At 66.9% G+C, this 25825-nt stretch carries 24 protein-coding genes; 16 read left to right on the top strand and 8 right to left on the bottom strand.

The window, feature by feature from the left end:
* Window positions 1–5: 5 nt before the first annotated feature.
* The 4 genes from TX76_RS13385 to aglG all read right to left on the bottom strand — a co-directional run bounded on the left by TX76_RS13385 (window position 6) and on the right by aglG (window position 4650).
* Window positions 6–1460 carry a sulfatase gene (locus TX76_RS13385; protein WP_049903043.1) on the bottom strand — a complete coding sequence of 485 codons (1455 nt, stop codon included), beginning with the start codon at window positions 1458–1460 and terminating at the stop codon, window positions 6–8.
* Window positions 1461–1582: 122 nt separating this feature from the next.
* The gene (locus TX76_RS13380) at window positions 1583–2560 is read right to left on the bottom strand and encodes a hypothetical protein (protein WP_049903041.1); all 978 of its coding nucleotides are present in this window, start codon (window positions 2558–2560) and stop codon (window positions 1583–1585) included.
* Between the two features lie 102 nt (window positions 2561–2662).
* The gene (locus tag TX76_RS13375; RefSeq protein WP_049903039.1) at window positions 2663–3697 is read right to left on the bottom strand and encodes a rhamnosyltransferase WsaF family glycosyltransferase; all 1035 of its coding nucleotides are present in this window, start codon (window positions 3695–3697) and stop codon (window positions 2663–2665) included.
* Window positions 3694–4650: a glucosyl-dolichyl phosphate glucuronosyltransferase gene (aglG, locus tag TX76_RS13370; RefSeq protein WP_049903037.1), complete on the bottom strand. Its 957-nt coding sequence runs from the start codon at window positions 4648–4650 to the stop codon at window positions 3694–3696. Before aglG ends, TX76_RS13375 begins: the two co-directional genes overlap by 4 nt.
* A gap of 114 nt (window positions 4651–4764) precedes the next feature.
* On the opposite strand from aglG, the gene TX76_RS13365 reads away from it, so the two are divergent.
* The 5 genes from TX76_RS13365 to TX76_RS13345 all read left to right on the top strand — a co-directional run bounded on the left by TX76_RS13365 (window position 4765) and on the right by TX76_RS13345 (window position 10654).
* Window positions 4765–7860, top strand: coding sequence for an oligosaccharyl transferase, archaeosortase A system-associated (locus tag TX76_RS13365; protein WP_049903034.1), 3096 nt, complete (start codon window positions 4765–4767; stop codon window positions 7858–7860).
* Window positions 7857–8807 (top strand): DUF368 domain-containing protein, encoded by a 951-nt coding sequence (locus tag TX76_RS13360; protein WP_049903098.1) that lies wholly within the window; start codon window positions 7857–7859, stop codon window positions 8805–8807. Before TX76_RS13365 ends, TX76_RS13360 begins: the two co-directional genes overlap by 4 nt.
* 170 nt (window positions 8808–8977) lie before the next feature.
* On the top strand, window positions 8978–9388 hold the full coding sequence (locus TX76_RS13355; RefSeq protein ID WP_228842379.1) for a hypothetical protein: 411 nt from the start codon (window positions 8978–8980) through the stop codon (window positions 9386–9388).
* A gap of 63 nt (window positions 9389–9451) precedes the next feature.
* Complete coding sequence (gene gfcR, locus TX76_RS13350) at window positions 9452–10093, top strand: transcriptional regulator GfcR (protein WP_049903031.1); 642 nt, start codon at window positions 9452–9454, stop codon at window positions 10091–10093.
* 81 nt (window positions 10094–10174) lie between these two features.
* Entirely contained in the window at window positions 10175–10654 is a 480-nt protein-coding gene (locus tag TX76_RS13345; protein ID WP_049903028.1) for a hypothetical protein, read from the top strand.
* A gap of 18 nt (window positions 10655–10672) precedes the next feature.
* Here the strand turns inward: TX76_RS13345 and TX76_RS13340 are convergent, their stop codons facing one another.
* Window positions 10673–12034, bottom strand: a complete 1362-nt coding sequence (locus TX76_RS13340; RefSeq protein WP_049903027.1) for an alkaline phosphatase family protein — start codon at window positions 12032–12034, stop codon at window positions 10673–10675.
* Complete coding sequence (locus TX76_RS13335) at window positions 12031–13257, bottom strand: inositol-3-phosphate synthase (protein WP_049903026.1); 1227 nt, start codon at window positions 13255–13257, stop codon at window positions 12031–12033. Before TX76_RS13335 ends, TX76_RS13340 begins: the two co-directional genes overlap by 4 nt.
* A 217-nt stretch (window positions 13258–13474) precedes the next feature.
* Between TX76_RS13335 and TX76_RS13330 the strand changes: the two genes are divergently transcribed.
* The 5 genes from TX76_RS13330 to folP all read left to right on the top strand — a co-directional run bounded on the left by TX76_RS13330 (window position 13475) and on the right by folP (window position 19567).
* Entirely contained in the window at window positions 13475–14278 is an 804-nt protein-coding gene (locus TX76_RS13330) for a TatD family hydrolase (RefSeq protein WP_049903025.1), read from the top strand.
* Window positions 14275–15105 (top strand): sugar phosphate isomerase/epimerase family protein, encoded by an 831-nt coding sequence (locus TX76_RS13325; protein WP_049903024.1) that lies wholly within the window; start codon window positions 14275–14277, stop codon window positions 15103–15105. Before TX76_RS13330 ends, TX76_RS13325 begins: the two co-directional genes overlap by 4 nt.
* A gap of 6 nt (window positions 15106–15111) precedes the next feature.
* Window positions 15112–16038 carry a UbiA family prenyltransferase gene (locus TX76_RS13320; protein WP_049903023.1) on the top strand — a complete coding sequence of 309 codons (927 nt, stop codon included), beginning with the start codon at window positions 15112–15114 and terminating at the stop codon, window positions 16036–16038.
* A gap of 51 nt (window positions 16039–16089) precedes the next feature.
* The gene (locus TX76_RS13315; RefSeq protein ID WP_049903022.1) at window positions 16090–16938 is read left to right on the top strand and encodes a sugar phosphate isomerase/epimerase family protein; all 849 of its coding nucleotides are present in this window, start codon (window positions 16090–16092) and stop codon (window positions 16936–16938) included.
* 145 nt (window positions 16939–17083) lie between these two features.
* Entirely contained in the window at window positions 17084–19567 is a 2484-nt protein-coding gene (gene folP / locus TX76_RS13310) for a dihydropteroate synthase (RefSeq protein WP_049903019.1), read from the top strand.
* Window positions 19568–19621: 54 nt separating this feature from the next.
* Here folP and TX76_RS13305 read toward each other — a convergent pair whose 3' ends face one another.
* Window positions 19622–19903: a hypothetical protein gene (locus TX76_RS13305; RefSeq protein ID WP_049903018.1), complete on the bottom strand. Its 282-nt coding sequence runs from the start codon at window positions 19901–19903 to the stop codon at window positions 19622–19624.
* Between TX76_RS13305 and TX76_RS18145 the strand changes: the two genes are divergently transcribed.
* The 6 genes from TX76_RS18145 (at window position 19881) to TX76_RS13280 (ending at window position 24465) form a co-directional block, all read left to right on the top strand.
* Window positions 19881–20063, top strand: coding sequence for a hypothetical protein (locus TX76_RS18145; RefSeq protein ID WP_195156059.1), 183 nt, complete (start codon window positions 19881–19883; stop codon window positions 20061–20063). The two genes, TX76_RS13305 and TX76_RS18145, sit on opposite strands and share 23 nt — an antisense overlap.
* A gap of 30 nt (window positions 20064–20093) precedes the next feature.
* On the top strand, window positions 20094–20279 hold the full coding sequence (locus tag TX76_RS13300; RefSeq protein WP_049903017.1) for a hypothetical protein: 186 nt from the start codon (window positions 20094–20096) through the stop codon (window positions 20277–20279).
* Between the two features lie 12 nt (window positions 20280–20291).
* Window positions 20292–20993, top strand: coding sequence for a hypothetical protein (locus TX76_RS18140; RefSeq protein WP_195156058.1), 702 nt, complete (start codon window positions 20292–20294; stop codon window positions 20991–20993).
* A gap of 148 nt (window positions 20994–21141) precedes the next feature.
* Window positions 21142–22938, top strand: coding sequence for a S9 family peptidase (locus TX76_RS13290; RefSeq protein ID WP_049903015.1), 1797 nt, complete (start codon window positions 21142–21144; stop codon window positions 22936–22938).
* Window positions 22939–23078: 140 nt separating this feature from the next.
* Complete coding sequence (locus tag TX76_RS13285; RefSeq protein ID WP_049903014.1) at window positions 23079–23588, top strand: NUDIX domain-containing protein; 510 nt, start codon at window positions 23079–23081, stop codon at window positions 23586–23588.
* A 109-nt stretch (window positions 23589–23697) separates the two neighbouring features.
* Complete coding sequence (locus TX76_RS13280; protein ID WP_049903013.1) at window positions 23698–24465, top strand: CAP domain-containing protein; 768 nt, start codon at window positions 23698–23700, stop codon at window positions 24463–24465.
* Window positions 24466–24745: 280 nt separating this feature from the next.
* Here TX76_RS13280 and TX76_RS17660 read toward each other — a convergent pair.
* Window positions 24746–25825, bottom strand: a 1080-nt coding sequence (locus tag TX76_RS17660; protein WP_228842378.1) for a hypothetical protein, incomplete at its 5' end; no start/stop codon positions are given.

Here is a 25825-nt window from a genome sequence, read left to right as displayed (position 1 = left end):
CCCCGTCATTCCCGGTAGCCGAGGTCGCGGAGGCGCGACGCGGCCGCGTCGTCCATCTCAACTCGGCCGAGATCGATGTCGGTGGCCGCGACCGCACGGAGATGCTCTGCGGCTTCTTCCCGGAACCGATCGCGCTCGTCGGGGCGCTCGGCGACGACGTTCGTGGTCTCGCCGGGATCGGTCCCGAGATCGTACAGCTCCTCGTGGACGCCCGCACCCCGTGGGCGGTCGTCGCCAGCGGCCATCACCGTCCCCTCGGTACTCTCACCCGTCGATTCCCGCCGGATGAATTTCCGGTCGGTGGTCCGGATCGCGACGGTTCGCTCGCCGCCGCCCTCGTGGTCGCCAACGACCCGCTCACGGGGCCAGTCGCCGCCCTCGACGAGCGATCGGAGGCTGTGGCCGTGGAAGTTCTCGCGGTCGCCGCCCGCGTAATCGACCAGAGTCGGGGCGACGTCAAGCAAACCGACGAGATCGTCGTGGACGATACTGCCGTCCCCCCCGTCACCCATCCCGGCCGCCCTGTCCACGCCGTCCGGCAGCGACGCCACCAGTGGGACGTGCATTACCTCGTCGTAGAAGGTGTTTGGGTGGCTGTACGGCCCGTGTTCGCCGAACGCCTCGCCGTGATCGGCGGTGACGATCGTGAGCGGATCGCCGTCCCACGCCTCGTGGATGCCCGACAGTAGTCGGCCGATCTCGGCGTCGGCGAACCGGATCTCGGCGTCGTAGAGGTCGACGAGTGCGTCACGCTCGGTCGTGGTGAGGTCGTCTGGGTCTTCGACCATCTTCCGACGTAGCTGGATGGCGTCGCGCTCCCCGATCGGATCATCACGGAACGGCTGCTGGTGGCGGGCGGGTGGGACGTACGGATGATGGACGTCCATGTAGTGGACCCAGAGAAATCGCGAGTCCGCACCGGCCCGCGATCGAACCCACTGGAGGGCGCGATCGGTAATCTCGTCGGCGAGGACGTATGCGGAGCCGACGTTGACGCCGGCCTCGCGCTCGGCGGTGTCGACAGCCCCGGCAAGAAACCGATAGAGGCGACCGTTCTCGTCGAGTCGCTCCTTGATCGCCTGCTTGGCGCGGGCGGTCACCGACGGATCGGTCTTCGAGTCGAAGTACGTCTCCCAGCCGCGGTCGTAGCCGAACTCCGCCGAGAGAAAGAGGTTCGAGTGGAACCCGGCGTTCGCATAGCCCGCGTCCGCGAGCGGTTCCGAAACCAGCGTCCGGCCTGGTGCGATGCGCTCGAATCCGCCGTACATCAGCGGGTACGACGACGTGAGGATTGACGGAAACGACGGACGAGTCGAACACGCGTGGGCGAAGGCGTTCTCAAACCGATGTCCGTCGGCCGCCACGGCGTCGATGGTCGGCGTGGTGTCACGGGCGTAGCCGTACCGGCCCACGTGATCGGCCCGCAACGAGTCGACCGTGACGAGCACGAGATCGGTCATTTAGTAGCTCCCCGTCGCCGACGACCGAGAAACTTGCCATCCGCCGCGACGCCCGCACGCGCTAGGGTCTCACACGTGCCACTACGGATCGGTGACGACCCGGGGTGTCCATCTCGACCACCTCAGTCGACGTAGCCGAGCGCTTCGAGGCGTTCGGTCGCCGTGGCGTCGTCGTACGACGTCTCAGCGGTGGCGTCGGCTCGGACGTCGCGGCGCTCATCGTCCTCGAATGCGAGCCACGGCACCTCGACCAGCGATCGCATCCTGACGCCAGGGGGATGGCCGTAGATCCGGAGTGGGAACGGCCACGCCCGATCGCCGATCGAATTGCCGTGGTCGGCGGTGACGACTGCCCGGCCCGTCGTTTCGCGAGCGACGTCGAGCGCGTGTGGCAGCGCGAGCCGGAGGTTCTCGGTAAAGGCCATCCGGGCGCGGTCGGGAGCGATCGCGCCGGCCTCGACGAGGTCCCAGAGGTTCTTCTCGTCCTCGTCGACGTCGCCGGCGAACGCCTCGTCGGCTCGGGCGCGGGTCGCGCCGAATCCGACTACTTCGTCGGTCAGGTCGCGGTCGACGAACGGCCAGTGTGGCTGCATGAAGTGGACGACGATCCGCTTGTCGGGGTAGCGCGCGGCGGTCTCGACAGCGACGTCGCGGACGGCCTCCGGGCGGACCGTTCGTTCGTCGTCGTCCCAGTGAGTCTTCCAGACCGAAACGAGGTCGTGGAACGCGTCGCCGACGTGAACGTCGACCATCGGGTTGGCGGTCACGTACACCGTATCGGGGTACGCTCCGGGGAAGTTCTCCGCGAGGAACTGTGGCGTGGCTGACCCGCGCGACACCCGCTTTTCGACCCGGGTCGGATCGATGTCGAACGCGCCGACCTCCGTCCGGAACAGGTCGTAGCCCGCTGCGTCGAGCAGCACGAGGACGTCCCAATCTTCCTCCATCACGTAGAGGCCGTTGTTCGACCGCAGCCGGCCATAGTAGAGGTCGCCGACGACCCGGTGTCGGAACCGTCCTTTCCACCACTGCCGATCGTCGTAGTGGGCTCGGAGTTCGCGGACGGCGTACGTTGCCCCTCGGGCGACGTCGGTGAGCATACTCGTCCTCGTCTCGATGCGTACAAACGTTTGCTGGTCGGCCGCGACCACCGCCGGAACCCACTCACAGCGCACGGCCCACGAGCGCCGACCGACGGGTACCTACGCGTCCCGGATGGCGATCTCGCTGAGGACCGCCGCGTAGCTCGCTGCCACCCGCTCGTAATCGAACTCACGGACGAACTCCCGGAACTCCTCGTCGCGTTCGCGTTCACTCGCCTCCCGTACGGCACGAGCGATGGCCGCTGGCGTCGGCTCGCAGAAGGTGACGTACTCCTCGAACCGCTCCTCGGCACGGCCGCGGGCCTGTACGACGCCCAACCCCGCGGCGGCGTACTCCAGCACCTTCAGCGTGTGCGGGTCGTCGACCAGCGAGACGCCGACGTCGGCGACGTGAAGATACCCCGGTACGGCGTCGTGATCGACCGTCCCGAGGAAGACGACGCTCTCGCGCTCGTTCGTGGCGCGCTCGACCACTCCTTCCAGCGACCCGGTTCCGAGGACGACCAGACGCCAGTCGTCCAGCCGACTCATCGCCGCGAGCAGCTCCGCGACGTGATAGATCGGTTCGAGCCCACCGACGTAGATCACCACCCGGTCGTCGGAGCCGACCCCCGCCGCAGCGAGGCGATCACGGGCGTGCTCGACGACGCCAGGATCGGGGTCGGCGAACCGATCGTACGCCACCCCGAGGTCGGTCTCGGTCGCGGCGCGAGCGTACCGTCGGACGCGGGCGTGCTCCTCCTCGTAGACGTAGAGAGTATGATCGGCGAGCGCGAACGCGGCGTTCTCGGCCAGCCGGACCGCGAGCGCAAGTGGCTGCGGGTGGGTGTCGGCGAACTGCCGGATCGGATCGACGTGATCGACCACGAGCGGGATGCCGAGCAGCTTCAGCGCGACCCCGCCGAACGCGCCAGCGCGCGTCGTTCCCACGACGACGTCGTACTCGCCGCGTTCGCGGAGCGCGGTGAGGACCGTCCGCAACGTGGTCCCGCGGAGCGTCACGTCGATACCTTCCCTCCGGAGATGCTCGGCGATCCGCCGCCGCCCGACGCTGATGTCCGTGGGCTTGTCGGGCGTGAGCCACAGCACCCGTAGCCCGACGTCGCCGCTCCGGTCGGCATCGGTGGCCGTCATTTCGACGCCCCGAACTCACCGGGGAACTGGGTGAGTCCATAACAGTACCCCAAGCCAACCAGGCCCGTGAACGCGACCAGCCCGACCAACCTCGCCGCGCGCTCGCGCGACGGCTCCCGGAGCAGATCCCACAGCCGACCGGGGAGGAACTCGGTGAGGAGCCGACGCAGAAACGCGCTCTCCTCGCCCGTCGAGTCCGGAACCAGAGTCTCCATCGCCCGCTTCGAGTAGCCCTGCCAGAACGCGCGGTCGGCGAGCCACCGTGGCCGGGTGCGGTATTCGAACACCTTGTGCGCGACCCGCGCGTCGGGGGTGTAATACATGCCGTGGCCGTACTCGCGTTCGAGCCTGGCGCAGAGTTCGGTCTCACCTCCCTGGAGGTTCGCATCGCCCTTTCGCCCGCCGATAGTTGGATCGAACCCGCCGAGGTCGAGAAAGACCTCCCTGTCGAAGGAGATGTTCGAGCCGAACGTGTTGCGCACCTCGCCCGCCGCGGTCTCGTCGCCGTCGGGGCCGAACCCGCGGTGGGTGACGCCGACGAGCCAGAAGAACTCCGCGGGGAGGAAGCCTGGTCGGCCCGCGACCCACTCGGGAGTCATCCGGCCGCCGACCGCGAGCGCGTCGGTGTGCTCGTAGGCCGCGACGAGCTCGGCGACCCACTCCGAGTCGACCCGGACGTCGTCGTCGGTGAACGCCACGACGTCGCCCGAGGCGAGCTCCGCGCCCGTGTTCCGGCTTTCGAGGAGGCCTCGGTTCTCGTCGTTGCAGTGGATCACGACGTTCTCGCGGTCGCCGTACGCCTCCCGCACTCGGTCGGCGAGCGCGGGCCGCCCGTCGATCACGACCACGAGCTCGATAGGTGAATGGGTCTGGTCGAGCACGTCGTCGGCGACGTCGCGGAACGTGTCGAACAGCGCCGGATCGTACGTACAGAGGACGACCGAGACCCGCATGGCGGCGTCTCGCAGTGGCCGACGCATAGCCGTTTCCGTTCCGGCTGCGCGGTCTCGGGGATGGGGTTCGTCGTTTCACAAGCCTTATGCGCGTCTTCCGACTGGATAGCGCCAATGAGTCAGCGTCGCGAACGACTCGCCGAACGCCTTTCTGCCGCCGATTCCACGCTCGCTCGCGCCGAGTCGTGGTATCACGTTCCGCTGTTGGTTCTGCTCCTCGGCTTCATGCTCTGGATCCGGGTGCGCAACTGGCAGCGGTTCCTCGTCGACGGCGAGGTGTACTTCAGCGGCAACGACGCGTGGTATCACCTCCGCCAGGTGGAGTACACGACCCGCCACTGGCCGTGGACGATGCCGTTCGACCCGTGGACCAGCTTCCCCACGGGAACCGCCGTCGGCCAGTTCGGCACGCTGTACGACCAGCTCGTCGCCACCGCGGCGCTCGCGGTCGGGCTCGGCAGCCCCACCCAGCAGACCACTGCGCTCGCCCTGCTGTTCGCGCCCGCAGTGTTCGGGACGCTGACCGCGATCCCGGCGTACTTCATCGGCAAGCGCTTCGGCGGCCGGCTCGGCGGCGTCGTCGGCGTGGCGATCCTCGCGCTCTCGCCGAGCACGTTCCTCGCCCGGTCGATCGCGGGCTTTTCGGACCACCACGCCGCCGAGGCGTTCTTCCAGGTGCTCGCGGTCGCAGTCATCCTGATCGCGCTCACGGTCGCCGAGCGCGAGAAACCCGTCTACGAGCAGTTCGTCGAGCGTGACGTCTCCTCCTTGCGCCGGCCGGTCGGCTGGGGCGTGCTCGCGGGGATCGCGATCGCGCTCTACGTCTGGGCGTGGCCGCCGGGCCTCCTGCTCGTCGGGATCTTCGGGATCTTCCTGCTCGTCGCGCTCCCCGCCGCGTACCTCCGCGGCGAGAGCCCCGAACACGTCGCCATCGTGAGCGCGGTCACGCTGTCGGTCGCGGGGTTCCTCATGCTCGTCACGTTCGACACGTTCGAGGTGAGCGTGACGAACTTCTCGATCCTCCATCCCGGGCTCGCGTTCGCGGGCGCGATCGGCTGTGTGTTCCTCGCGTGGCTCGCCCGCACCGTCGAGACGCGCGATCTGCCTGGCTACGCCTACCCGGCGACGATCTTCGGGCTGTTCGTCGTCGTCGCGCTCGCGATGTCGCTCCTCACGCCCGCGCTGTTCGATTACCTCCTCACCCAGCTCGAACGGGTCGTCGGGTTCGGCTCGCGCGCGACCGCACTGACCGTCGGCGAGGCCCAGCCCCCGTTCCAGACCGGCGTCCCGTTCGGGACCGCTGTCGACCAGGCGCTCACCTTCTTCCGGAACTCCTACGGACTCGCCTTCTTCACCGCGATCGTCGGTGCCGTCGTCCTCGTGGGGCGGCTCGTCTTCGGCCGGAGCGACCAGCGGGCGGCCTCGGTGTTCGTGCTCGTCTGGGCCCTGCTGATGACCGCGGCGACGCTCACCCAGTCGCGGTTCAACTACTACCTCATCGTCCCGATCTGCGTGCTGAACGCGGTGATCGTCGGCGAACTGGTCCGCTTCCTCGGCTCCGCCTCCGCCGACACGGGGGGGCGACTCCGCGATCTCGAGGCCTACCAGGTGCTCACGGTGCTCGCGGTCGTCTTCCTCATCACCGCGCCGCTCGCCGCGGGCAGCAGCGGGGGCGGCGTGGGGAGCGGGGCGCTGACGACCGCCGGCGGTTACGCTGACAGCCGCTCCTCGCCCGGCAGCACCGTCTTCGGCTGGGACAGCAGTCTAGAGTGGATGGCGAACAACACGCCCGCCGAGGGGAGCTACGGCGGCGGCAACGCGTCGATGGAGTACTACGGCGAGTACGACCGCGTCGACGATTTCAACTACCCCGACGGGGCCTACGGCGTGCTGTCGTGGTGGGACTACGGCCACTGGATCACGGTGCTCGGCGAGCGGATCCCGACCGCGAACCCGTTCCAGCAGAACGCGCGCCAGGCGGCGAACTTCCTGCTCGCCGATGAGCCAAGCGAAGCCAACGAGATCACCCGAATGGACGACGGCGAGGGTGTGCGCTACGTGATGATCGACTGGCGGATGGCCGATCCCGCCGGCGGGGCGCTGTTCTCCGCCCCGTTCACGTGGTACAACGACGGTCCGCTCTCGATCTACGACGACGTGACGCCGATCATCCAGTCGTCCGGCGAACAGCCCACCACGGCCTTCCTGGCCTACGAGCAGCGCCACTTCGAGACCATGCGCACCCGGCTGTACACGTTCCACGGCAGCGCGGTCGAACCCGAACCCGTCGTGGTCGACTACGACAGTCCGATCCCCCAGGGCGACTCGACACGGGCCGCGTACCTGCCGTCGGGCAACGAGTCGGCGGTCAAGCGATTCGACAACATGTCGGCCGCGCGCCAATTCGTCGAGGAGGACGGCTCGGCCCAGCTCGGTGGCGTCGGGAAGTACCCCCAGGAACGGGTTGCGGCGCTCGAACACTACCGTCTCGCCGACGCGAGCCAGCAGTCCTCGCGTCAGCTCTCCCGAACCGCGTTCCAGCGGCTCCAGACGACGGGGCTGAACGCGACCGAGCTGTTCCCCACCACGCCGAGCTGGGTCAAGACGTTCGAGCGGGTGCCGGGCGCGACGGTCGAGGGGACCGGCCCGGCGAACACGACCGTGGAGGCCACCGTCGAGATGCGGATGCCCGGGGCCAACACCACGTTCGACTACACCCAGCAGGCTACGACGAACGACCAGGGTGGGTTCACGATGACGCTGCCGTACTCCACCACCGGCTACGACCGGTGGGGGACCGAGGAGGGCGCGACGAACGTCTCGGTCCAGGCGACCGGGCCGTACACCTTCCGCACGCCGGTCGAGGGCACGGACGGGAACGCGACCCGGTGGAACGCGACCGCCGAGGTCCCCGAGGGAGCGGTGATCGGCCGGACCAACCAGACGGTCACGGTCGACCTCCAGCAGGAGTCGGTTCCGTCCCCGACGAGCGCCAACGCATCGGACGCTGATGGAACGAACACGTCGAGCAACGCGAGCACGGCGACGAACGCCTCGGCCGGAGCGAACGCAAGTGAAGGGGCGAACGGGACGACCGCGAACACGACGAACGCGAGCACGATGGCGACCCCCGGCGAGCGGATCGTTGACTCGACAGCAAGAACGGCGTCAGTTCGGGCGACACCGGTCGGAGCGTGGACGGCACGATGAGCGGCCGCGAGTCGGTGCGTGAGTGGGTCGTCGTCTACTTGAAGGGGGTCTTCATGGGCGCGGCGGACGCGGTGCCCGGCGTGTCGGGCGGGACGATCGCGCTCATCACGGGCATCTACGAGCGGCTGATCGCCGCGATCACCGCGCTCGATCCGAGCGCGCTCCGCTATCTGCCGCGGATCCACCGCCGGACCGAACGCGCCGAGCTTCGGGCCGTGCTGGTCGAAATGGACGTTCCCTTCCTGTTCGCGCTCGGGACGGGCATCGCCACGGCAATCGTGAGCGTCGCCCACGTCGTCGACATCGCTCGCAAGACGTATCCTGGCCCGACGTTCGCGTTTTTCTTCGGGCTGATCGCCGCGAGCGCTATCGTTCTCTACGGACACGTCAAGATCGATACACCGCGCCGGCTCGCAGTCGCGATCAGTGGTTTCGTCATCGCTTTCGTGATCTCAGGCGCGAGCGCGAGCGGTGGACTACCGAACTCGCCGTTGTTCGTTCTCATCGGAGGCGCTATCGCCATTGCCGGGATGATCCTTCCAGGTATTTCGGGTGCCTTTTTCCTGCTCTTGCTTGGTCAGTACACGTACCTGACCGGCGTCCTTTCGGACTTCACCGAAGCGCTCGTCGGTCTCGCAACCGGCGGAAGCCTCGCGGCGGTCATCGAACCTGGTATCGTCGTCGGAGCGTTCGGGGTCGGCGCACTCATCGGACTTTTCTCCATCGCCTACGCCATCCGATGGGCGCTCGCGACCTATCGAGAGGCGACACTCACCTTCCTCGTGAGCCTGATGGTCGGCGCGCTTCGGCTCCCCGCGATCAAAGTACTGGAAAACACTCCGGACGTGAGTCCGATAGCAGCCACGACGCTAGTCCTCGTCGCCACCATCGGCGGCGCGCTCGTGCTCCTCGTCGATCGGTACACTGCCGACATCGAGTTCTCCTGACGCACGCTCGAATCGGCGGCGACCGTGGGCGCACCGTTCGGCGTTTCCGGACACTCTCTCGTTCGTGACGGTATACGAAGCGGCGACGGGGGTCCATATAGTATGCTGGCAGCCGCAGGCAGAACGTGAAGACAGTTGCTGCGTGTTTGTGGGTACAGGGGGAGGAAGGCATGAGTCCACTATCCGAAGACGTACAGCTACCGTGCGGGTGGGTGTGCAAGCACGTCGAGGAGGACGAGCTCGTGTTCGCCTACGGCGGGTTCGAAGTGGCGGCGACGAAGGCCGACGACGCGAACCCGCTGTCGTTCGATCTCGACGGGCGCTGGCGACTGACGTGTCGGGAGCGTGCCGGGGAGACGGTGACCGAGCGGCCAATCGGGCACGTCACGACCCGCGGGGCCGCGACCGACACGCTGCTTTCGTGTATGGAACACGCGAGCGAGAGCGCACGGCGGAACGGCCCGACGGAGGCGCTCACGCTCGACGCCATCGCCGCCGGCGCGGACCGGTGTGACGGCGCGACGCCGATGGGGGCCGATCGATCGATCGACGACGGCGGGCAGCGACGACGCACGTACTGATCGGGGCCGCTCGCGCGACCCGACGACAACACACCTATTACAGGCCGGGCGCAACCCCCGGCGATGAAGAACGTCGACGACCTGATCGGCAGCGCGAACGAACTCGCCGACCAGGGGCTATCGAACGGCGAGATCGCGGACGAGCTCAACGTCTCGCGCGAGACCGCGAGCTGGCTGGTCGAGCGCGGCGGCGGCACGACGACCCGGGAGCCGGCGGCGACCGACGCACTCGAAGACATCCACGTCGACTGGAGCGCGTTCGGCCGCGACAGCACCCGGCTCTCGTACGTCGGCCGCGCGATGGCCGACCTGCTCGGCAGCACGGACGGTGACAACGAGGAGATCGATCTCGTGGTCGGGATCGAGAAGGCCGGCACGCCGCTCGCGACCACCGTGGCGCTCGAACTCGACGCCGACCTCGCGACGTACGCCCCCCGAAAACACCAGTGGGAGGAGGGCGACATCGACGACCTCAGCGGGAACTTCTCGCGGAACTTCGCGGGGATCCGCGACCGGGAGTGTTACGTGATCGACGACACCATCACGAGCGGCACGACCATGACCGAGACGGTCGACGCCATCGCCGAGGAGGGCGGCACGCCGGTGAGCTGTGGCGTGCTGGTCGACAAGCGCGGTGTCGAGGAGCTGGAGGGCGTGCCGGTCGAATCGCTCCTCCAGGTCATTCGGGTCGGACAGGAGGACTGAGACGGCCCGCTGCGCTGCGATGTGTACGCCACCGCACGCGTGGGAGCGTCGTCACTCGTACAATGGGGTGAATCGGAGATAGTGCCACCGAACAGGGGATCGGATCACACTACCGAACGGCGCAAGGCCGGGCCGCGAAACGCCGAGAAAGTCGGCGTCGAGCGGTGGATCGAGGGCGTCTTCTTCGGCTGTGCGGAGGTCGCGGTGCTGGCGTGGCCGGCCCTTTTGAGCCTGCTCGACGCGGCCGCCAACGCCGCGGTGAAGTTCGCCGCGATCGTCGCGCTGTCGACGGCTGCGGTCGCCATCGGCACGGTCCGTACCGGCTGGACGTCGCTCGCGTGGCCGCCGCTGACGCCACGACTGCTCCTCGCGCGCGCCGTCTCGCACAACCTCACGATTCTGCTCGCGGCCCACGGCGGTGCGGCGATCGTCCTCCTCACGGAATCGACGCTCGGCTCGGCCGCGTTCGCCGCCGCGATCGCGGGCGGGTCGGTGTGGGTGTTCCCCCGGATCGCCGAGCGGGTCGCGGCGCTGCCGCCGTGGTGGGAGTGGGGACGATAGCGCTCGCCAGACGCTCGATCAGAGCGGGTCGGTTTCGAACGCCATCTCCACGTCGACATCGAGGAGATCCACGAGCGTCGGCGCGACCGTCCGCGCATCGACCGTCTCGGGGACCGATTCGGGTGCGGCCGGGCCGCCAAGCCCGTAGAACCCCCCGCAGTCCGCCCGGCCGTGCGAGCCGCCGACGAGCGTTGGATCGAGCGATGCGAGACCGCTGTCACCGAAGAACAGCTCACAGGGGTCGAAGCCGGGTTTGGCGTGGATATCCATGTCGGTCGCGTAGTACGGTGCATCGGCGTCGTCGCGCCACCAGTAGTACTGGAACCACGCCGATGGCTCCGCCACGAGCACCAGGTCGCCCGCATTCGGGTGATCGACACCGTACTCGGCCTTCCCCTCGTCGCCGAGCACGCGCTCGACGCCCTCTAGACTGGCGAGCGCCTCGCGGGCGTCGTCGACCGCGCTCTCGTCGGCGTAAACGTGGGTCACCTGGTGATCAACCATCGCGAACACCCTCGACGAGTCGAGATCGACCTCCTCGCCACCCTCACCGTCGTCCATCACCGAGAGCAGCCCGGCCTCCCGGAGCGCGCGGTTCGGGAAGACTGGGGTGTCGACGTCGTGAAAGCCGTACTCGCTGACGACGTTCACGACGGTCTCGTCCCAGCGGTCGTCGCCCCGGAGCCCGTCGAGGAAGTCGCCGACGAGATCGTCGACCACCCCGATCGCGTCGTCGAGTTCGTCGCCGGCACCGTGGCGGAGGCCGTCGTAATCGAGGTGGGGAACGTAGATCCACAGGAGGTCAGGGTCGTAGCGCTCGATCGCCGTCGTGGCGGCGTCGAGGATCCAGGTGGAGGACTCCTCGTTCGCGCCCGGTCCCCAGTAGGTGTGCAGCGGGAAGTGGCCGTATTCTTCCTGGAGATCGTCGTAAAAGTCGTCGGGATTGGTCCAGCAGTTCATCTCGAGGATGTTGTTGTCCTCGTCCTCGATCGGCGAGGGCGTGAGCGCGACGTCGGCGGTCGTGTCGATGAGATGCTGGAAACAGAACACACCGGTGGTGAGGCCGGCGTCGCTCGCGGTCTCCCAGAGCCGGTCGCGGTCGGCTCGATCGCGCTCCCAGAACGCGACCTCGTCGTTCGCGCGGTCGTACTCGCCGCTGGAGACGTCGCCGTGGGATTCGGGCGAGCGACCGGTCGCGAGCGTGGTCTGCACCGGGAGGGTGACCGACGGGAACGGTGGTTCGAGCGTCGCCCGTGTGGATTCGCCGACGAGGTCGGCGATGTTCGGCGCGAGCCCCCGATCGAGGTGGCCTGGTTCGAGCCCGATGACGTCGAGCACGATCGCCCGGCCCGCAGTGCCGACGCTCGCGGCGTCGCTCACGATCCATCCCCCGCTTCGTTCTCTCCGGCAGCGTGCCGGTCGGCGTACTCGTAGAGCCGATCGAACTGCCGCGAGAGGTCGTGTTCGTCGACGCCGAGCGGGTCCTTGAAGAAGGAGGCGAGGTGGGGCTGGAGCCCCCCTTCGCCCTGTTCGTCGGCGTGCGCGAGCAGCCGCACGAGATCGAGCACGAGCGGCGCGGCGAGCGCCGAGTCGGAGCCCTCCCACGTGAACTGGAGTTTCATCTGCGTGTCGAGAAAGCCCCGAAACCGGATATCGTCCCAGGCGGTCTTCCAGTCGCCGAGTGCGGGCGTGTAGTCGATCCGCACTCGATTGTGGGTGTCGTAATCGAGGATGCCGTCGAGCACGCCGCCTTTGCTCTGGAGCTTGCCCGCTTTGTTCGCGTCGTCTTCGAGCACTGCGCCGTCCTTGTTCCCGAGGATGTTGTGGCCCTCCCACGACAGCACTCGGAGATTGCGGCCAGCGAACATCGGCGCGAGCGCGGTCTTCAGGAGGGTTTCGCCGGTTTTGCCGTCACGACCCATGTGGGGGACGTTCTCGCGTTCGGCGAGTTCCTGAATTCCACCGAGCGCGTTCGCGGCGTTCGGCGTGAAGTTCACGAACGGGTGGCCTGCATCGATGGCGGCGTAGGCGTAGAGCGCGCTCGCCGGGAGCGGGTCGTCGGCGTCGAGCGCGGCCTCGATCGCTTCGATCGAGTCGTACTGGTCGGGATCGGCGGGCAGCGGCTCCGAGGAGGCGACGTTCACCACCACGATCCGATCGAGATCCTCGTCCTTGCGGAATGCATCGTAGTCGGCCCGGATGCGCTCTACGAGCTCCCGAAGCGAGAGGGTATCGTCGTCGAACGCCGCGTCGTCGGCAAGTTCCGCGACGGTGCGTCCGCAGTTGCGCGCGGTGCCGGTCACGATCCGGTCGTCGATCGCGGCGAGGTCCTCGTGGACCGCGTCGAGCGTGTCGCGGTCGGGAACCCCGTTGCGCTCGTGGAGGCGCTCGGCGGTGTCGACGACGCTGCCCGCCTGAATGTCGTGACCACCGAAAACCAGCGATTCGACCGCCGGGAGATCGAGGGTGGTCAGGGGGGTGCGCTCGGTGACCATTCCGTCCGTACTGGTCGCGCCGTTGGCGATCGCGTGCGCCCCGATCATCGCGGTCGTGGCGACGTTCCCGCGCGCGCCGACGAGCCAGACGCCTGTTTTCGTCACCATCTGCGGGCGTTTTCCTCGCTCACCCGTGGTTGGCCGGCTCCGTCCACGCCTGCCCTCCTGCCGGGGGCAACTGCCTCGTCCATCATTGTTCTGCATCACCGTATCGGGCACAGAAGGTTCAGCGTTTGGATCGTGGCTACCCCGATATCTCGCCACGCAGTCCGCTCTCTAGAAGGGTTGGCCGCACATATATTACGCCGGGAACTGAACGGAGGGCATGGAGATCATCGACCCGCACATGCACATGGTGTCGCGCTCGGCCGACGACTACCGACGCGCGCGCCGCGCCGGCGTCGAGTGCTGCATCGAGCCCGCGTTCTGGAGCGGCACCGACAAACAGCACGCCGGTTCCTTCTTCGATTACTTCGAACAGATCATCGACTTCGAGACCGATCGCGCCGAGCGCGCGGCGGGGATGGATCACTACGTCACGATCGGCCTCGAACCCAAGGAGGCGAACTACCGCGAGATGGCCGAAGACGTCCTCGATCGCGTCCCCGAGTACCTCGACCGCGAGAACGTCGTCGGCGTCGGCGAGATCGGGTTCGATCAAGGAACCGACGACGAGGAGTGGGCTCTTCGTGAGCAGCTCCGAATGGCGGAAGAGCGCGAACTCCCGGTCATCATCCACACGCCACACACGAACAAACCAGAAGGAACCGAGCGGATCGTCGAGATCATCGAAGACGAGGGCGTGACGCAGGAACGCATCGTCATCGATCACAACACCCCCGAGACGATCGAGACCTCGCTGACGACGGACTGCTGGGTCGGATTCACGCTGTACCCCGGCAAGATCGCCGACGAGAAGGCGATCGACCTCCTCGAAGAGCACGGCACCGACAAAATGCTGTTCAACAGCGCCGCCGACTGGGACCCCTCCGATCCGCTCGCGGTGCCGAAAGCGAGGGACAAGATGCTCGATCGGGGCTGGCCGCGCGAGGACGTCAAGAAGGTCGTCTTCGACAACCCCTACGAGTTCTTCGATCAATCGCCGAACTTCGAGTACGATCCGCGATGAAGTTCGGATTCTCGGCCAACGCGTTCCGCGAGTACGACTGGGAGGAAGCCATCGAAATCGTCGCCGACGCGGGATACGACGGGATCGAACTCCTGTTCGACCGGCCGCATCTCTACCCCCACGACGTCGACGACGAGACGGTCGCCGACGTGCGCGACGCACTCGACGAGCACGCGATCGCGATCAGCAACTGCAACGCGTTCATGCTCACGGCGATCGAGGGGTTCCATCACCCGTCCTACATCGAGCCCGACCCCGACTACCGCCAGAAGCGCATCGACTACACGACGGCCGCGCTACGGACGGCGGCCGCGCTCGATCACGACTACATCTCGATCGAGCCTGGCGGGCCGATTCCCGACGACGAGTCCCGCGAGTGGGCGCTCGACACGTTCGTCGAGAGCCTCCGCGAGGTGCTCCCGGTCGCCGAGGACGTGGGGGTCGATCTCCACGTCGAACCCGAACCCGACCTCCTGATCGAGACCTCCGACCAGTTCCGCGAGTTCGCCGACCGGATCGACCACCCTCGAATCCGGTGTAACTTCGACGCCGGCCACCTCTTCTGTGTGGACGAGGATCCCGTCGAGGCCTTCGACACGCTCGAACCGTTCGTGGATCACGTCCATCTGGAGGACATCCCCGAAGACCGGAGCCACGAGCACACCCAGCTCGGCGACGGCGCGATGGACATCGACGCCTTTCTCGCGGCGCTCGACGACCGGAACTACGAGGGGTTCGTCACGGTCGAGCTTTACCCCTACGAGGCAACCGCGGCCGAGACCGCCCGCGACGCGATGGCCTCCCTCGAAGACGGTGGGTGGGTCTGACGGCGGGTGGCGGTCGATCGACCCGACGAGTCCGGCTTGCGGGAGCGACTCGAAGCCTACGCCACGCTGGTGCGCGTCCCGAACCTCTTCAGCGCGCCGCCGGACGTGCTGCTCGGCGCGGCGCTTGCGACTGCGGCCGGTACGGCGGTCCCGATTCCCGCGCTCGCCGGCCTCTGTCTCGCCGCCGTTCTGCTGTACGCCGGTGGCACCACGCTGAACGACTACTTCGACGCGCCGATCGACGCGACCGAGCGACCCGAACGACCGATCCCTTCCGGACGAGTGTCACGGCGAGCGGCGGGCGTGCTCGGCGGATCGCTGCTCGTGGCCGGCGTCGTCCTCGCGTTCGTCGCTGCCGGCCTGCGTGCTGGTGTTCTCGCGGCGGCGCTCGCGGCCACGATCGCGCTCTACGACGGCGCGCTGAAGGGCGGTCCCGTCGGATTCCTCGCGATGGGGGCTGCGCGCGGGCTGAACGTCCTTCTCGGGACGGTCGCCGCGGGCACGATCGCCCTCCCGGCGTGGGCGCTCGCAGTTCCGGTGATCGTCGCGCTCTACATCGCCCTGGTGACGTACATGGCCGCGAACGAGGCGACCGACACCCCGCGAGGAGCGGTCGCGGCCGCGGCCGCCGGGGTGGTCGTGGCCACCGCGGCGGTGCTCGGGGTCGTCGCAACCGTCGGTCCGCCGATCGCTTGGGGTGGGCTCGCGGTCGTGCTCGTCGCCGCGTTCCTCGCGTGGACCGGGCGCGCGCTCGCACCGGCGTACGCCGATCCTCGTCCGGGAACTGTGGGCCCCGCTGTCGGTGCCTGCGTGCTCGGACTCGCGCTGCTCGACGCGGCGTTCGCGGCGGTCGTCGGGATCACGTGGTCGCTCGCCGTGCTCGCCTTTCTGGTGCCCGCGCTCGCGCTCGCCCGAACGTTCGACGTCTCGTGATTGGCCCGGTGGCTCGTAAGGTGTTTGTCGTGGGCGGCCATCTGGAGGGGTATGGTCGATCTCGCGTTCTCGACGAACGCCTACACCCGCCACGCGCTCCCCGAGGCGATCGAATCGATCGCCGATCACGGCTACGCTGGCGTCGAAATTTTGGGCGACGAGCCCCACGCGTACTTCCCGACGTTCGACGACGCCGACGAGGAGCGCCTGGTCGCGGCGCTCGACGACTCTGAACTACGGGTCTCGAACATCAACGCCAACACCGCGACGGGCTACTACGACGACGCACCGCCCTCGTCGTTTTTCGATCCGAGCGTGATCACTGCGGACGACGACGACCGGGAGTGGCGGATCGAGTACACGAAGCGCGCGATCGACCTCGCCGCCCTGACCGGTGCGCCCGCGGTCTGTCTCGCCACCGGCCGACCGCTCCCCGGCACGCCGCCCGAGCGCGCTCACGAGTATCTCCGCGACTCGATCGGTGCGATCCTCGATTACGCCGAAGAACACGGCGTCGACGTCGGGATCGAGTACGAACCCGAACTCCTCGTGGAGTGCACCGAGGAAGTGCTCGCGCTCATCGACGACGTCGGTCGCGACTCGCTCGGAATCAACCTCGACGTCGGTCACGCCGCGGTCTACGGCGAGGAGCCCGTCGAGGCGATCCGACGAAGTGCGGGGCACGTTACGGGCGTTCATCTGGAGGACATCGTCGGCGGCGTTCGAGGAAAACACTACCATCGGATCCCCGGCGAGGGCGATCTCGACTTTCGGGCGATCTTCGACGCGCTCGACGACATCGGGTACGATGGGTTCGCCACGCTCGAACTCTACACCTACCCCGACCGGCCCGACGAAGCTGCACAGGAGGCCTACGAGGCGCTCTCGACGTACTGCTGAACCGCGATCGTTCCGGCGAACGCCGCCGACCGCGGAAAACGACCAGAGGTTTTCAACACGGTCGCCTATGACTGTGGGAACCGTCGACAGGTGGGTGAACGAGCCCGTCCGACACGCTCAAACCACGTCCCCACGGGAATCCGATATGGAGTTCCACGACGCCGCGAACTTCCTCTTCGGGCTGCGGCGCTACCCCCCAAAGCCGCGGCTCTCCGCGACGCGCGACCTCCTGGCCGCGCTCGACGACCCCCACGAGGAGTGCGCGTTCGCCCAGGTTGCGGGCTCGAACGGGAAGGGCTCGACCGCGCGGATGGCCGAGTCGATACTCCACGAGGCCGGTCTCGACGTCGGACTCTACACCTCGCCACACCTCGATTCGATCCGCGAGCGCGTCACGGTGAACGGCCGCACTATATCGAAGGCCGCCCTCACGGAGTACGTCGAGACGGTGCGACCATACATCGTCGACCGCGCGACCGACGGCGACTCACCGACCTTCTTCGAGACGATCACGGGGCTCGCGTTCTGGGAGTTCGCACGCCGGGACGTCGACTGTGCGGTGCTCGAAGTCGGCATCGGGGGACAGTACGACGCGACCAGCGTCGTCGATCCGGTAGCGAGCGCGGTCACGAGCGTCACGCTCGAACACACCGACGTGCTCGGCGACACAGTGGAGGAGATCGGGCGCGACCTCGCTCACGTCGCCCCCAGCGACGGGCCGCTCGTGACCGCCGCCACCGGCGAGGCACGAACCGGGATCGACGCGGTGGCCGACGAGGTCGTGACCGTCGGGTCCGGGGCCGACGCCGACGTGGCGGTGACCTACGGCGGCCGGGCAGGCATCGAGGGCCGGGTCGCACTCTCGGGAGCGGACTTGGACGTCGAGACCAGACTCCCGCTCGTGGGCGCACACCAGGCCGACAACGCCGGCGTCGCGATCCCGCTCGCCCGCCACGTCGGAAGCGCACTCGGCGTCGAGATCGACGGCGACGACCTCGCGCAGGGGCTGCGGACGGCCTACTGGCCCGGTCGGTTCGAGGTCATGGGTCGGGAGCCACTGGTCGCGCTCGACGGCGCGCACAACCCCGGCGCGTGCGAGCGCCTCGCGCGCGTCCTCGACGAGTTCGAGTACGACGACCTCCACCTCGTCTTCGGCGCGCTCGCCGACAAGGATCACCGGGGCATGATCGACGCGCTTCCGACGCCGGATCGCGCCGTCACCTGTCAGCCCGACGTCGACCGCGCGGAGGACGAGGGCGTGCTCGCGACGTCGTTCGAGCGCGAGGGCGTCGCCGTCGAGCACCGGAACGCGGTCACCGACGCGGTCGCTGACGCGATCGCGGCCGCCGATTCCGACGACTGTGTCGTGGTCTGTGGCTCGCTCTACACTGTGCGAGAGGCCAGAACCCGCTGGAGTCGACTCGACGTGCCGAAACGGGTCGACGATCTCGACGACGCCCGCCGGGTGCTCTCCGGCGCACACGTCACCGATCCCGGCGTCTACCGGATGCGGGGGAAAACCGTTCACCGTGTGCTGAAGACTCGTGTTCGACCGCGTCAGGCGCAGTACCTGAAGGAGGAACTCCTCTCGCTCGGCGGCGAGTGTGCGGTCTCGGGACTGAACGACCAGCACGAGGAGCGACTCGACGTCGTGCTCGCGGGCACGCTCGCCCAGTTCAAGCGACTCGTGGCGAAGCTCGACGCCCAGCCCTACGGGCTCGGCCCGCTCGCCACCGATATCGGGCACGCGCTCGACATCGGTTCGCCGGCGGACGACCCCGGTGACGAACCCGCCGACGAGGGGCCGACGTACCCGTGGAACGAGGGCACCGCCGTCATGGGCATTCTGAATGTCACGCCCGACAGCTTTCACGACGGTGGCGAGTTCGACGAGACCGATGCCGCGGTCCGGCAGGCCGAGGCGATGGTCGCAGCGGGGGCCGACGTGATCGATATCGGTGGCGAGAGCACCCGTCCGGGCGCGGAGCCGGTGTCGATAGCCGAGGAGCGTGACCGGGTCGTCCCCGTGATCGAGCGCATCGCCGACGTCGACGCGCTGCTCTCGATCGACACCCGGAAGGCCGACGTCGCGCGGGCGGCGCTCTCGGCCGGAGCCGACATCATCAACGACGTTTCCGGGCTCGACGATCCCGAGATGCGCTTCGTCGCCGCCGAGTTCGACTGCCCGATCGTGGTGATGCACAGTATGGATACCCCTGTGGATCCCGATGCCGAGCCCGAGTACGACGACGTGGTCGAGGACACCGTTCGAGAGCTCGAACCGCTCGTCCGACGGTGCGAGCAGGCGGGGCTCGACCGCGACCAGGTGATCGTCGACCCCGGCCTGGGGTTCGGCAAGCGTCGCCGGGAGAGCTTCGAGCTGCTCGGCCGGCTCGGGGAGCTCCGCGCGCTCGACTGCCCCATACTGGTGGGTCACTCCCACAAGTCGATGTTCGAACTCGTCGGGAGCGAGGCGGGCGAGCGACTCCCGGCGACGGTGGCGGCGAGCGCGCTCGCGGCCGAGCGAGGGGCGGACATCGTTCGCGTCCACAACGTCGCCGAGAGCGTCGCGGCCGTGCGGGTGAGCGAGGCGGCGGGCGCGCCCCACGCGTTCGACCGCGACGAGTGAGTCACGGCCGGCGGGTCGGGTGAGCGATCCCGGCAGGATGCCGGCTCCCGCCGATCACTCCTCGTCGTCGCTCGTCTCCTCCTCGTCGGCTGCTTCGGTTTCCGTGACTTCGTCGGTTCGGTCGTCCTCCCCTCGTTCCGGTGGTCCGCGTTCGTCGGCCCGTTCGTCGTTCGCCCGCGTCGGCGGTCCGCGCTCGTTGGCCGTCCCGTTTCGCTCGCCCTGCCTGGCGCTCGCCCGTGACGGTGGCGTCGTCGCTGTCGCAGCAGTCTCCGTGGTCGCGGTTGTCGCCCGTGTCGACTCCGTCGTGGATGGAGTGACCGACGTCGCCGATGTCACTGAACTCGTGGCGGTTACTGTCGTCGATGTTGCGGTTGTCGTCGGTGCCGCGGTCGCCGTTGTCGTCGGCGTCTCAGTTGACGTGGGGCTCGGTGTGGCTGTCTCGGTCGGCGTCGGTGTCGTGGCTCGGGTCTGCGTCTCGGTCGGAACCGGGACCTGAGTCGGCGTTGCGGTCGTCGTCGCCGTCGCGGTGGCCGTTGTCGTCTCGGTCGGCGTCGGAGTCGGCGTAGCGGTGGGAGTCGGGGTCGGTGTGCTCGTGGGAGTCTCGGTGGGAGTCGGCGTCGGTGTTGCCGTCGGCGTCGGTGTTGCCGTCGGCGTCGGTGTTGCCGTCGGCGTCGTGGTTCGAGCCTGCGTCTCGGTCGAAGCCGATGTTTGAGTCGACGTCTCGGTGGGAGTCGGCGTCGCCGTTGCCGTTGCCGTCGGTGTCGGGGTCGGCGTGGCGGTGGGGGTCGGAGTCGAGGTCGGGGTTGGTGTGGCAGTCGATGTCGGCACGGGTGTTGCGGTAGCTGTCGGCGTCGCGGTTGCCGTCGCCGTCGGTGTCGCGGTCGGAGTCGGTGTGGCAGTCGGAGTCGCCGTCGGCGTGGGAGTCCGTGTTGCCGTTGCAGTGTCCGTCGGAGTCGCCGTCGGGGTATCCGTCAGCGTGGCGGTCGCGGTCGGTGTCGGGGTTGGCGTCTCGGTGGTCGTCGGGGTCGGTGTGGCCGTTGGCGACGTGGCGGCTGTGGCGGTCGGGGACGGTGTCGGCGACGATGTCACGGTCGACACCGTCGTTGCTGTCGGCGCTGGGCGTTCAGCTGGTGTCGTGGTTGGGGCCGTGGCGATCGCGTTCGTCGATCGCGTGGTCGCTGTCGTCGCGGCCCCGTTCTGGGCCGGCGCGATGGTCGCAGCCGTTCCGTTGGCGGCCGGGCCGGCTCCGAACGAGTCGCTTTCGGCCGCACCGGGCTGGTCGAAGAGCCCCGAGACGAGAAAGCCGACGCCCGCGAGGAGGACGACGACCACGAGCACACCGACCGCGGGCGCGAGCCACTGCTCGATGGTGGACAGCTCCTCCCTGTCGAGTAGTTCCGACTCCGGGCCCGGTTCGATCACTTGAAGCGAGTACGCCGTTCGGCCTTATCTGCCTTGTCGTGGCGTACGAAGGCCCGACCGCTGCAAACAGGTCGTCCACGACGCCCGGCCACCGACGTCCGCCGGTTTTCCCCCATCCGAAACGGTTTGTGAGCGCTCCGCGAACACCCGCCGTGCTTTCCGACATCGAACGCTACCTCAACGTCCGGAGCGCGTCGGGGGCGTCGTTCGCGCCGTCGGGCGATCTCGCCTTCCTGCTCGACACCACCGGCACGCCCCAGATCTGGACGCTTCCCGAACCCGGGGCCTGGCCCGAGCAGCGAACGTTCGCCGACGAGCGCGTCACCTTTGCGTCGTTTTCGCCGACGCGCGACGAACTGCTCTTCGGACGGGACGAGGGCGGCAACGAGCGCGTCCAGTTCTACCGGCTCGATCCCGAGCGCTCGGTGACGGCGCTCACCGACCGTCCCGCAGCCAAACACAGATGGGGCGGCTGGAGTCACGACGGCGAGCGCTTCGCGTTCACCTCGAACCGGCGCGACGAGTCGGTGTTCGACGTCTACACCCAGGCGCGCGACGCGACCGGCGACGACGCCGAGCTGGTCCACGAGGGCGACGGCTGGCTCTCCATCCCCGGCTTCGCCCCCGCCGACGACCGCCTCGTCGTGAGCGAAGCCCATTCGAGCTTCGATCAGGATCTCCACGTGCTCGATCTCGACACCGGATCGTTCGAGCACGTCACGCCCCACGAGGGCGACGCGCGCTTCCTCGGGACGGAGTGGGGACCGGACGGCGACGCGCTCTACTGTCTGACCGATCGCGACGGCGACACCCTCTCGCTCGCACGGCTCGATCTCGGCAGTCTGGAAGTCGAACCGGTCGTCGACGATTCGGAGTGGAACGTCGATCGGTTCACGCTCGATGGGGACACCGGCCGGCTGGTCTACGGGCGCAACGTCGACGGCTACACCGATCTCACGGTCGCGCGACTCGCCGGCGAGACGGAGATCGAGACGTTCCCGACGCCCGATCTCCCCGACGGTCTCGCGGGCGCGATCGAGTTCGACGACGACGCCGAGCGCTTTGCGGTCACGGTGACGAGTCCGCGCGAGAACCCGAACGTCCACGTCGTCGACATCGCGTCCGGCGAGAGCGAGCGCTGGACGCACGCCTCGACCGCCGGGTTGTCGGACGATCGATTCTACGGCTCGGAGCTCGTCCACTTCGAGAGCTTCGACGGCCGGGAGATTCCCGCCTTCTTCTCGCTGCCCACCGACCCCGCGGCGGGCGACACGCCGGTGGTCGTCGACATCCACGGTGGCCCCGAGAGCCAGCGCCGGCCACGGTTCAGCCCCGTCACGCAGTACCTCCTCGATCAGGGGTACGCGGTGTTCGAGCCGAACGTGCGTGGCTCGTCGGGCTACGGCAAGGCGTACACCCACCTCGACGACGTGGAAAAGCGGATGGATTCGGTCGCCGACATCGAGGCGGGCGTCGAGTGGCTCGCCGACCGCTCACCCGTGGACCCCGACCGAATTGTAGTGATGGGTGGCTCCTACGGCGGGTTCATGACGCTCGCGGCGCTCACGGAGTACCCCGACCTCTGGGCGGCGGGCGTCGACATCGTGGGGATCGCGAACTTCGTCACCTTCCTCGAAAACACCGGGCCGTGGCGGCGCGAACTCCGCGAGGCCGAGTACGGCTCGCTTGAGGCGGACCGCGACCTCCTCGAATCGATCAGTCCGATCCACCGTGCCGACCGGATCGACGCGCCGCTGTTCGTGCTCCACGGCGAGAACGACCCCCGAGTGCCGGTCGGCGAAGCCGAGCAGATCGTCGAACGCGTCCGCGAGCAGGGTGTCCCCGTCGAGAAGCTGCTGTTCGAGGACGAGGGCCACGGGATCACGAAGCGCGAGAACCGGATCGAGGCCTATACCGCGATCACCCGATTCCTCGACGAGCACGTCTAACCTGTTCGCCCCGGCGGTCGTGAGCGATGGGCTCCGTGGCCCGAAATCGGCTGAAACGAACGAAAACGCCGGATCGGGTCGATACGACTCGGCGATGAAGGATGCATCGGATTTATTCCGGTCGCGGGAAACGGTGGGGCATGGACGTCGCCGGTCGCTCGGAGCAGTGGGTCGAAGACCAGCTCGGTCGGTTGACCGACGAGTACGGGTCGGACTCGGTCCACCAGGCGAGCTGGGCGGTGCCGGCGGAGCGCTACGAACGGATCGCGGACGTCGCGGCCGACGAGCGCGCCGCGGCGGGGGTGCGGGTCACGAACGACGACGACGAGGTCCTCCTCGTGCGCGATCGCCGCGACGAGTGGGCCGCCCCGCGCGGCCGGGTCGACCCCGACGAATCCCTGGAGGAGGGGGCCGTCCGGAACGTGCGCGAGGCGACCGGGATCGACTGTGAGATCGAGGGCGTCGAGCGGATCTCGATGGTCGGCGTCGGCGACGAGGCGGACCGCGATCGATCGTCGATCTACTGTCTCGTGGTGCTGTTCGCCGGCTCGTGTGGCCCCGACGAGCGCGTCGATCCCGTCGACGGTCCCGTCCGGTGGCGACGGAACAGTCCGACCGACGGGATCGACCCCGGCGTGCTCGCGATCTGATCGGCGCAGTAGCCCGGCCGCCGATCCGGCCACCGGCCGCTCGATCGTCGGATAGTTCGGCCGCGCCCCACGGACAGATACATACTCTCCGGGAGCGAAGTCCGAACCGATGCTTCGCTCGCTCGCGAGGCTGCTCGCGTGGGTGGTCTCGGTGGTCCTCCGGCTCGCGTTCGTGGTCGCGGTCGTCGGTCTCGCTGCCGGGTTCGCGTTCGGCGGGGCCGATCTCCCGACCTCGGCCGACGAGCTGGGCGAGGACGTGCGTGGGATCGGTGACGCCGCTGGCGATGGGATCGACGACCTCGGCAGGCTCGGTGGCGTCGGCGGTGTCAGTGGGGTCGAGGGCGCGGACGCCGCCGGCAACGCGAGCGTACCGGAGGTCCCGCGTTCGGACCCGAGCGAACTCAACGGTACCAGGCTCGAGTATCTCGTCCACGAGGAGGTCAACGAGGAGCGCGCAGAGCACAACCGATCCGAACTCGCGTTCGACACGGAGCTCCGCCCGGTCGCCCGGTATCACAGCGCCGACATGGCCGAGCGCAACTACTTCGCCCACGTCGGCCCCGAGGGCGAGACGCTCGGCGATCGCTACGCGAAGTTCAACTACCGGTGTCGCGTTCCCGCGGGCGGGTTCCAGTACGCGACCGGCGGCGAGAACATCCTCTACACCTACTACGACGCGCCGGTGCGGATGGACGATCGGTCGGTGCGCTACGAGACGCCCGAGGAGCTCGCCCAGGGGATCGTGAACGGCTGGATGAACTCCACGAGCCACCGGGAGAACCTCCTCAAGTCCTACTGGCGTCAGGAGGCGATCGGCGTGTACGTCGAGCGCCAGGACGGCCGGACGCGGGTGTACGCCACTCAGAACTTCTGTTGAGCTACGCGCCGTCGGGAGTGGTGTGGGGTGTGCAATCGCCCCAGAAGCCCGCGAGCTGTGAACCGAGGAACATGGCGTTTCGTTCTACAATCCACTAATAGACCGATAGAAATTCCAATCTAGAAACGCATAATGCGTTCTGGCGGTAGATTTCTGTATGTCCTCTAGTACGTATGGAGGTAGCTGTCGATGCTCTTCCGAGTATTATCCGGCGAGACTTTCGTAGAACCTCTATCACATGCTTTATTTGCCGATTGATATTTTCTTTCATAGATTGTTTTTATCTGTCATCTTGGTCGTTAAGTACGCACTCAATTCTTTCGACTGTATCAGCAGATAGTTCCGGCTCAAATTCCTCTATTGCTTTCTCAATTACTGGGGTGAGATTCAGGTCGTCACCTTCATGGCTTTCTAGGTAGTCTATTGATATATCAACAATTCGTTCTATTATACCTGGGTTACTTTCATATGCCTCTAAAGATATCGACGAAAATACGTCCATATAGCGGTCTATATCATCAAGTGCGTTAATGTATTCCTCAATTCGATCTAACACTAGCATAATCAACTCTATATTCTCGTCGGATATTTCATCATCTTCTTCTTTGACCCTTTCATATAGAACCGTCACATCCAAGTAGGATGTGAAAACATATCCTTCATATTCATGCCCTATTATGCAGATCATACCATGGTAGTACGTCAGGTTTGATAGCAGTCGCTTCCGTAATTCAATTCCTCCATTCGACTCAAGTATTTCCCCCGCCAATCTACTCATACTCCAGTCAAATGCTGATATAACTTCTGAACCTTCGTCCAAATCTATATTTGTGCAATATCGGTGCATTTCTCGAAGTAACTCATTATAATGATTCTCAATAATTCTTCCCCATCTAACACGTTGGTCTTCATACTTCGTCCTATCTTCCCTGCTAGGTATGTCACTATACATACGCATGTACCTCTCATTTTCCATGATCGATTTCAGTACAGCATCGAGATAGTTGTCGAGAATTTCGCGATAAATCTCTGTATTATCAACATATTTTATAGTAAATAGAAAAGAATTCCAAAACTGCGTGGATGCTGAACTACTCTCGTCATTAGCTGTAGGTATATCTTCTCCAAAAACATGATGGTTCTCCATACGAATTGCTCGCTCGGCTCGGAATTCTAACAGACGCACGTAGGTCCTTAGAAATCGCACATTATCTTTATCTCGCATTTCTGAAAGCAATAGAGAATGGATAAAGCCAAAATACGCCGAAATTTGTCCCATTTCTTCGAGAGAATTTGAATGCGAGGTGCTGCTTGTTTTGTATTCTATAAATCTCTTGGAAAGATACTCATTCTCGATGTT

The sequence above is a fragment of the Halococcus agarilyticus genome (genome assembly GCF_000334895.1).
In the GTDB taxonomy this organism is placed as follows: domain Archaea; phylum Halobacteriota; class Halobacteria; order Halobacteriales; family Halococcaceae; genus Halococcus; species Halococcus agarilyticus.
This window is presented reverse-complemented; position numbering and strand designations above follow the sequence as displayed.

What these genes read in the sequence shown, in the direction of transcription:
- TX76_RS13385 (WP_049903043.1), bottom strand. Translation starts at nt 1,460, where the DNA reads ATGACCGATCTCGTGCTCGTCACGGTCGACTCGTTGCGGGCCGATCAC.
- TX76_RS13380 (WP_049903041.1), bottom strand. Translation starts at nt 2,560, where the DNA reads ATGCTCACCGACGTCGCCCGAGGGGCAACGTACGCCGTCCGCGAACTC.
- TX76_RS13375 (WP_049903039.1), bottom strand. Translation starts at nt 3,697, where the DNA reads ATGACGGCCACCGATGCCGACCGGAGCGGCGACGTCGGGCTACGGGTG.
- aglG (WP_049903037.1), bottom strand. Translation starts at nt 4,650, where the DNA reads ATGCGGGTCTCGGTCGTCCTCTGTACGTACGATCCGGCGCTGTTCGAC.
- TX76_RS13365 (WP_049903034.1), top strand. Translation starts at nt 4,765, where the DNA reads ATGAGTCAGCGTCGCGAACGACTCGCCGAACGCCTTTCTGCCGCCGAT.
- TX76_RS13360 (WP_049903098.1), top strand. Translation starts at nt 7,857, where the DNA reads ATGAGCGGCCGCGAGTCGGTGCGTGAGTGGGTCGTCGTCTACTTGAAG.
- TX76_RS13355 (WP_228842379.1), top strand. Translation starts at nt 8,978, where the DNA reads ATGAGTCCACTATCCGAAGACGTACAGCTACCGTGCGGGTGGGTGTGC.
- gfcR (WP_049903031.1), top strand. Translation starts at nt 9,452, where the DNA reads ATGAAGAACGTCGACGACCTGATCGGCAGCGCGAACGAACTCGCCGAC.
- TX76_RS13335 (WP_049903026.1), bottom strand. Translation starts at nt 13,257, where the DNA reads ATGGTGACGAAAACAGGCGTCTGGCTCGTCGGCGCGCGCGGGAACGTC.
- TX76_RS13330 (WP_049903025.1), top strand. Translation starts at nt 13,475, where the DNA reads ATGGAGATCATCGACCCGCACATGCACATGGTGTCGCGCTCGGCCGAC.
- TX76_RS13325 (WP_049903024.1), top strand. Translation starts at nt 14,275, where the DNA reads ATGAAGTTCGGATTCTCGGCCAACGCGTTCCGCGAGTACGACTGGGAG.
- TX76_RS13315 (WP_049903022.1), top strand. Translation starts at nt 16,090, where the DNA reads ATGGTCGATCTCGCGTTCTCGACGAACGCCTACACCCGCCACGCGCTC.
- folP (WP_049903019.1), top strand. Translation starts at nt 17,084, where the DNA reads ATGGAGTTCCACGACGCCGCGAACTTCCTCTTCGGGCTGCGGCGCTAC.
- TX76_RS13285 (WP_049903014.1), top strand. Translation starts at nt 23,079, where the DNA reads ATGGACGTCGCCGGTCGCTCGGAGCAGTGGGTCGAAGACCAGCTCGGT.
- TX76_RS13280 (WP_049903013.1), top strand. Translation starts at nt 23,698, where the DNA reads ATGCTTCGCTCGCTCGCGAGGCTGCTCGCGTGGGTGGTCTCGGTGGTC.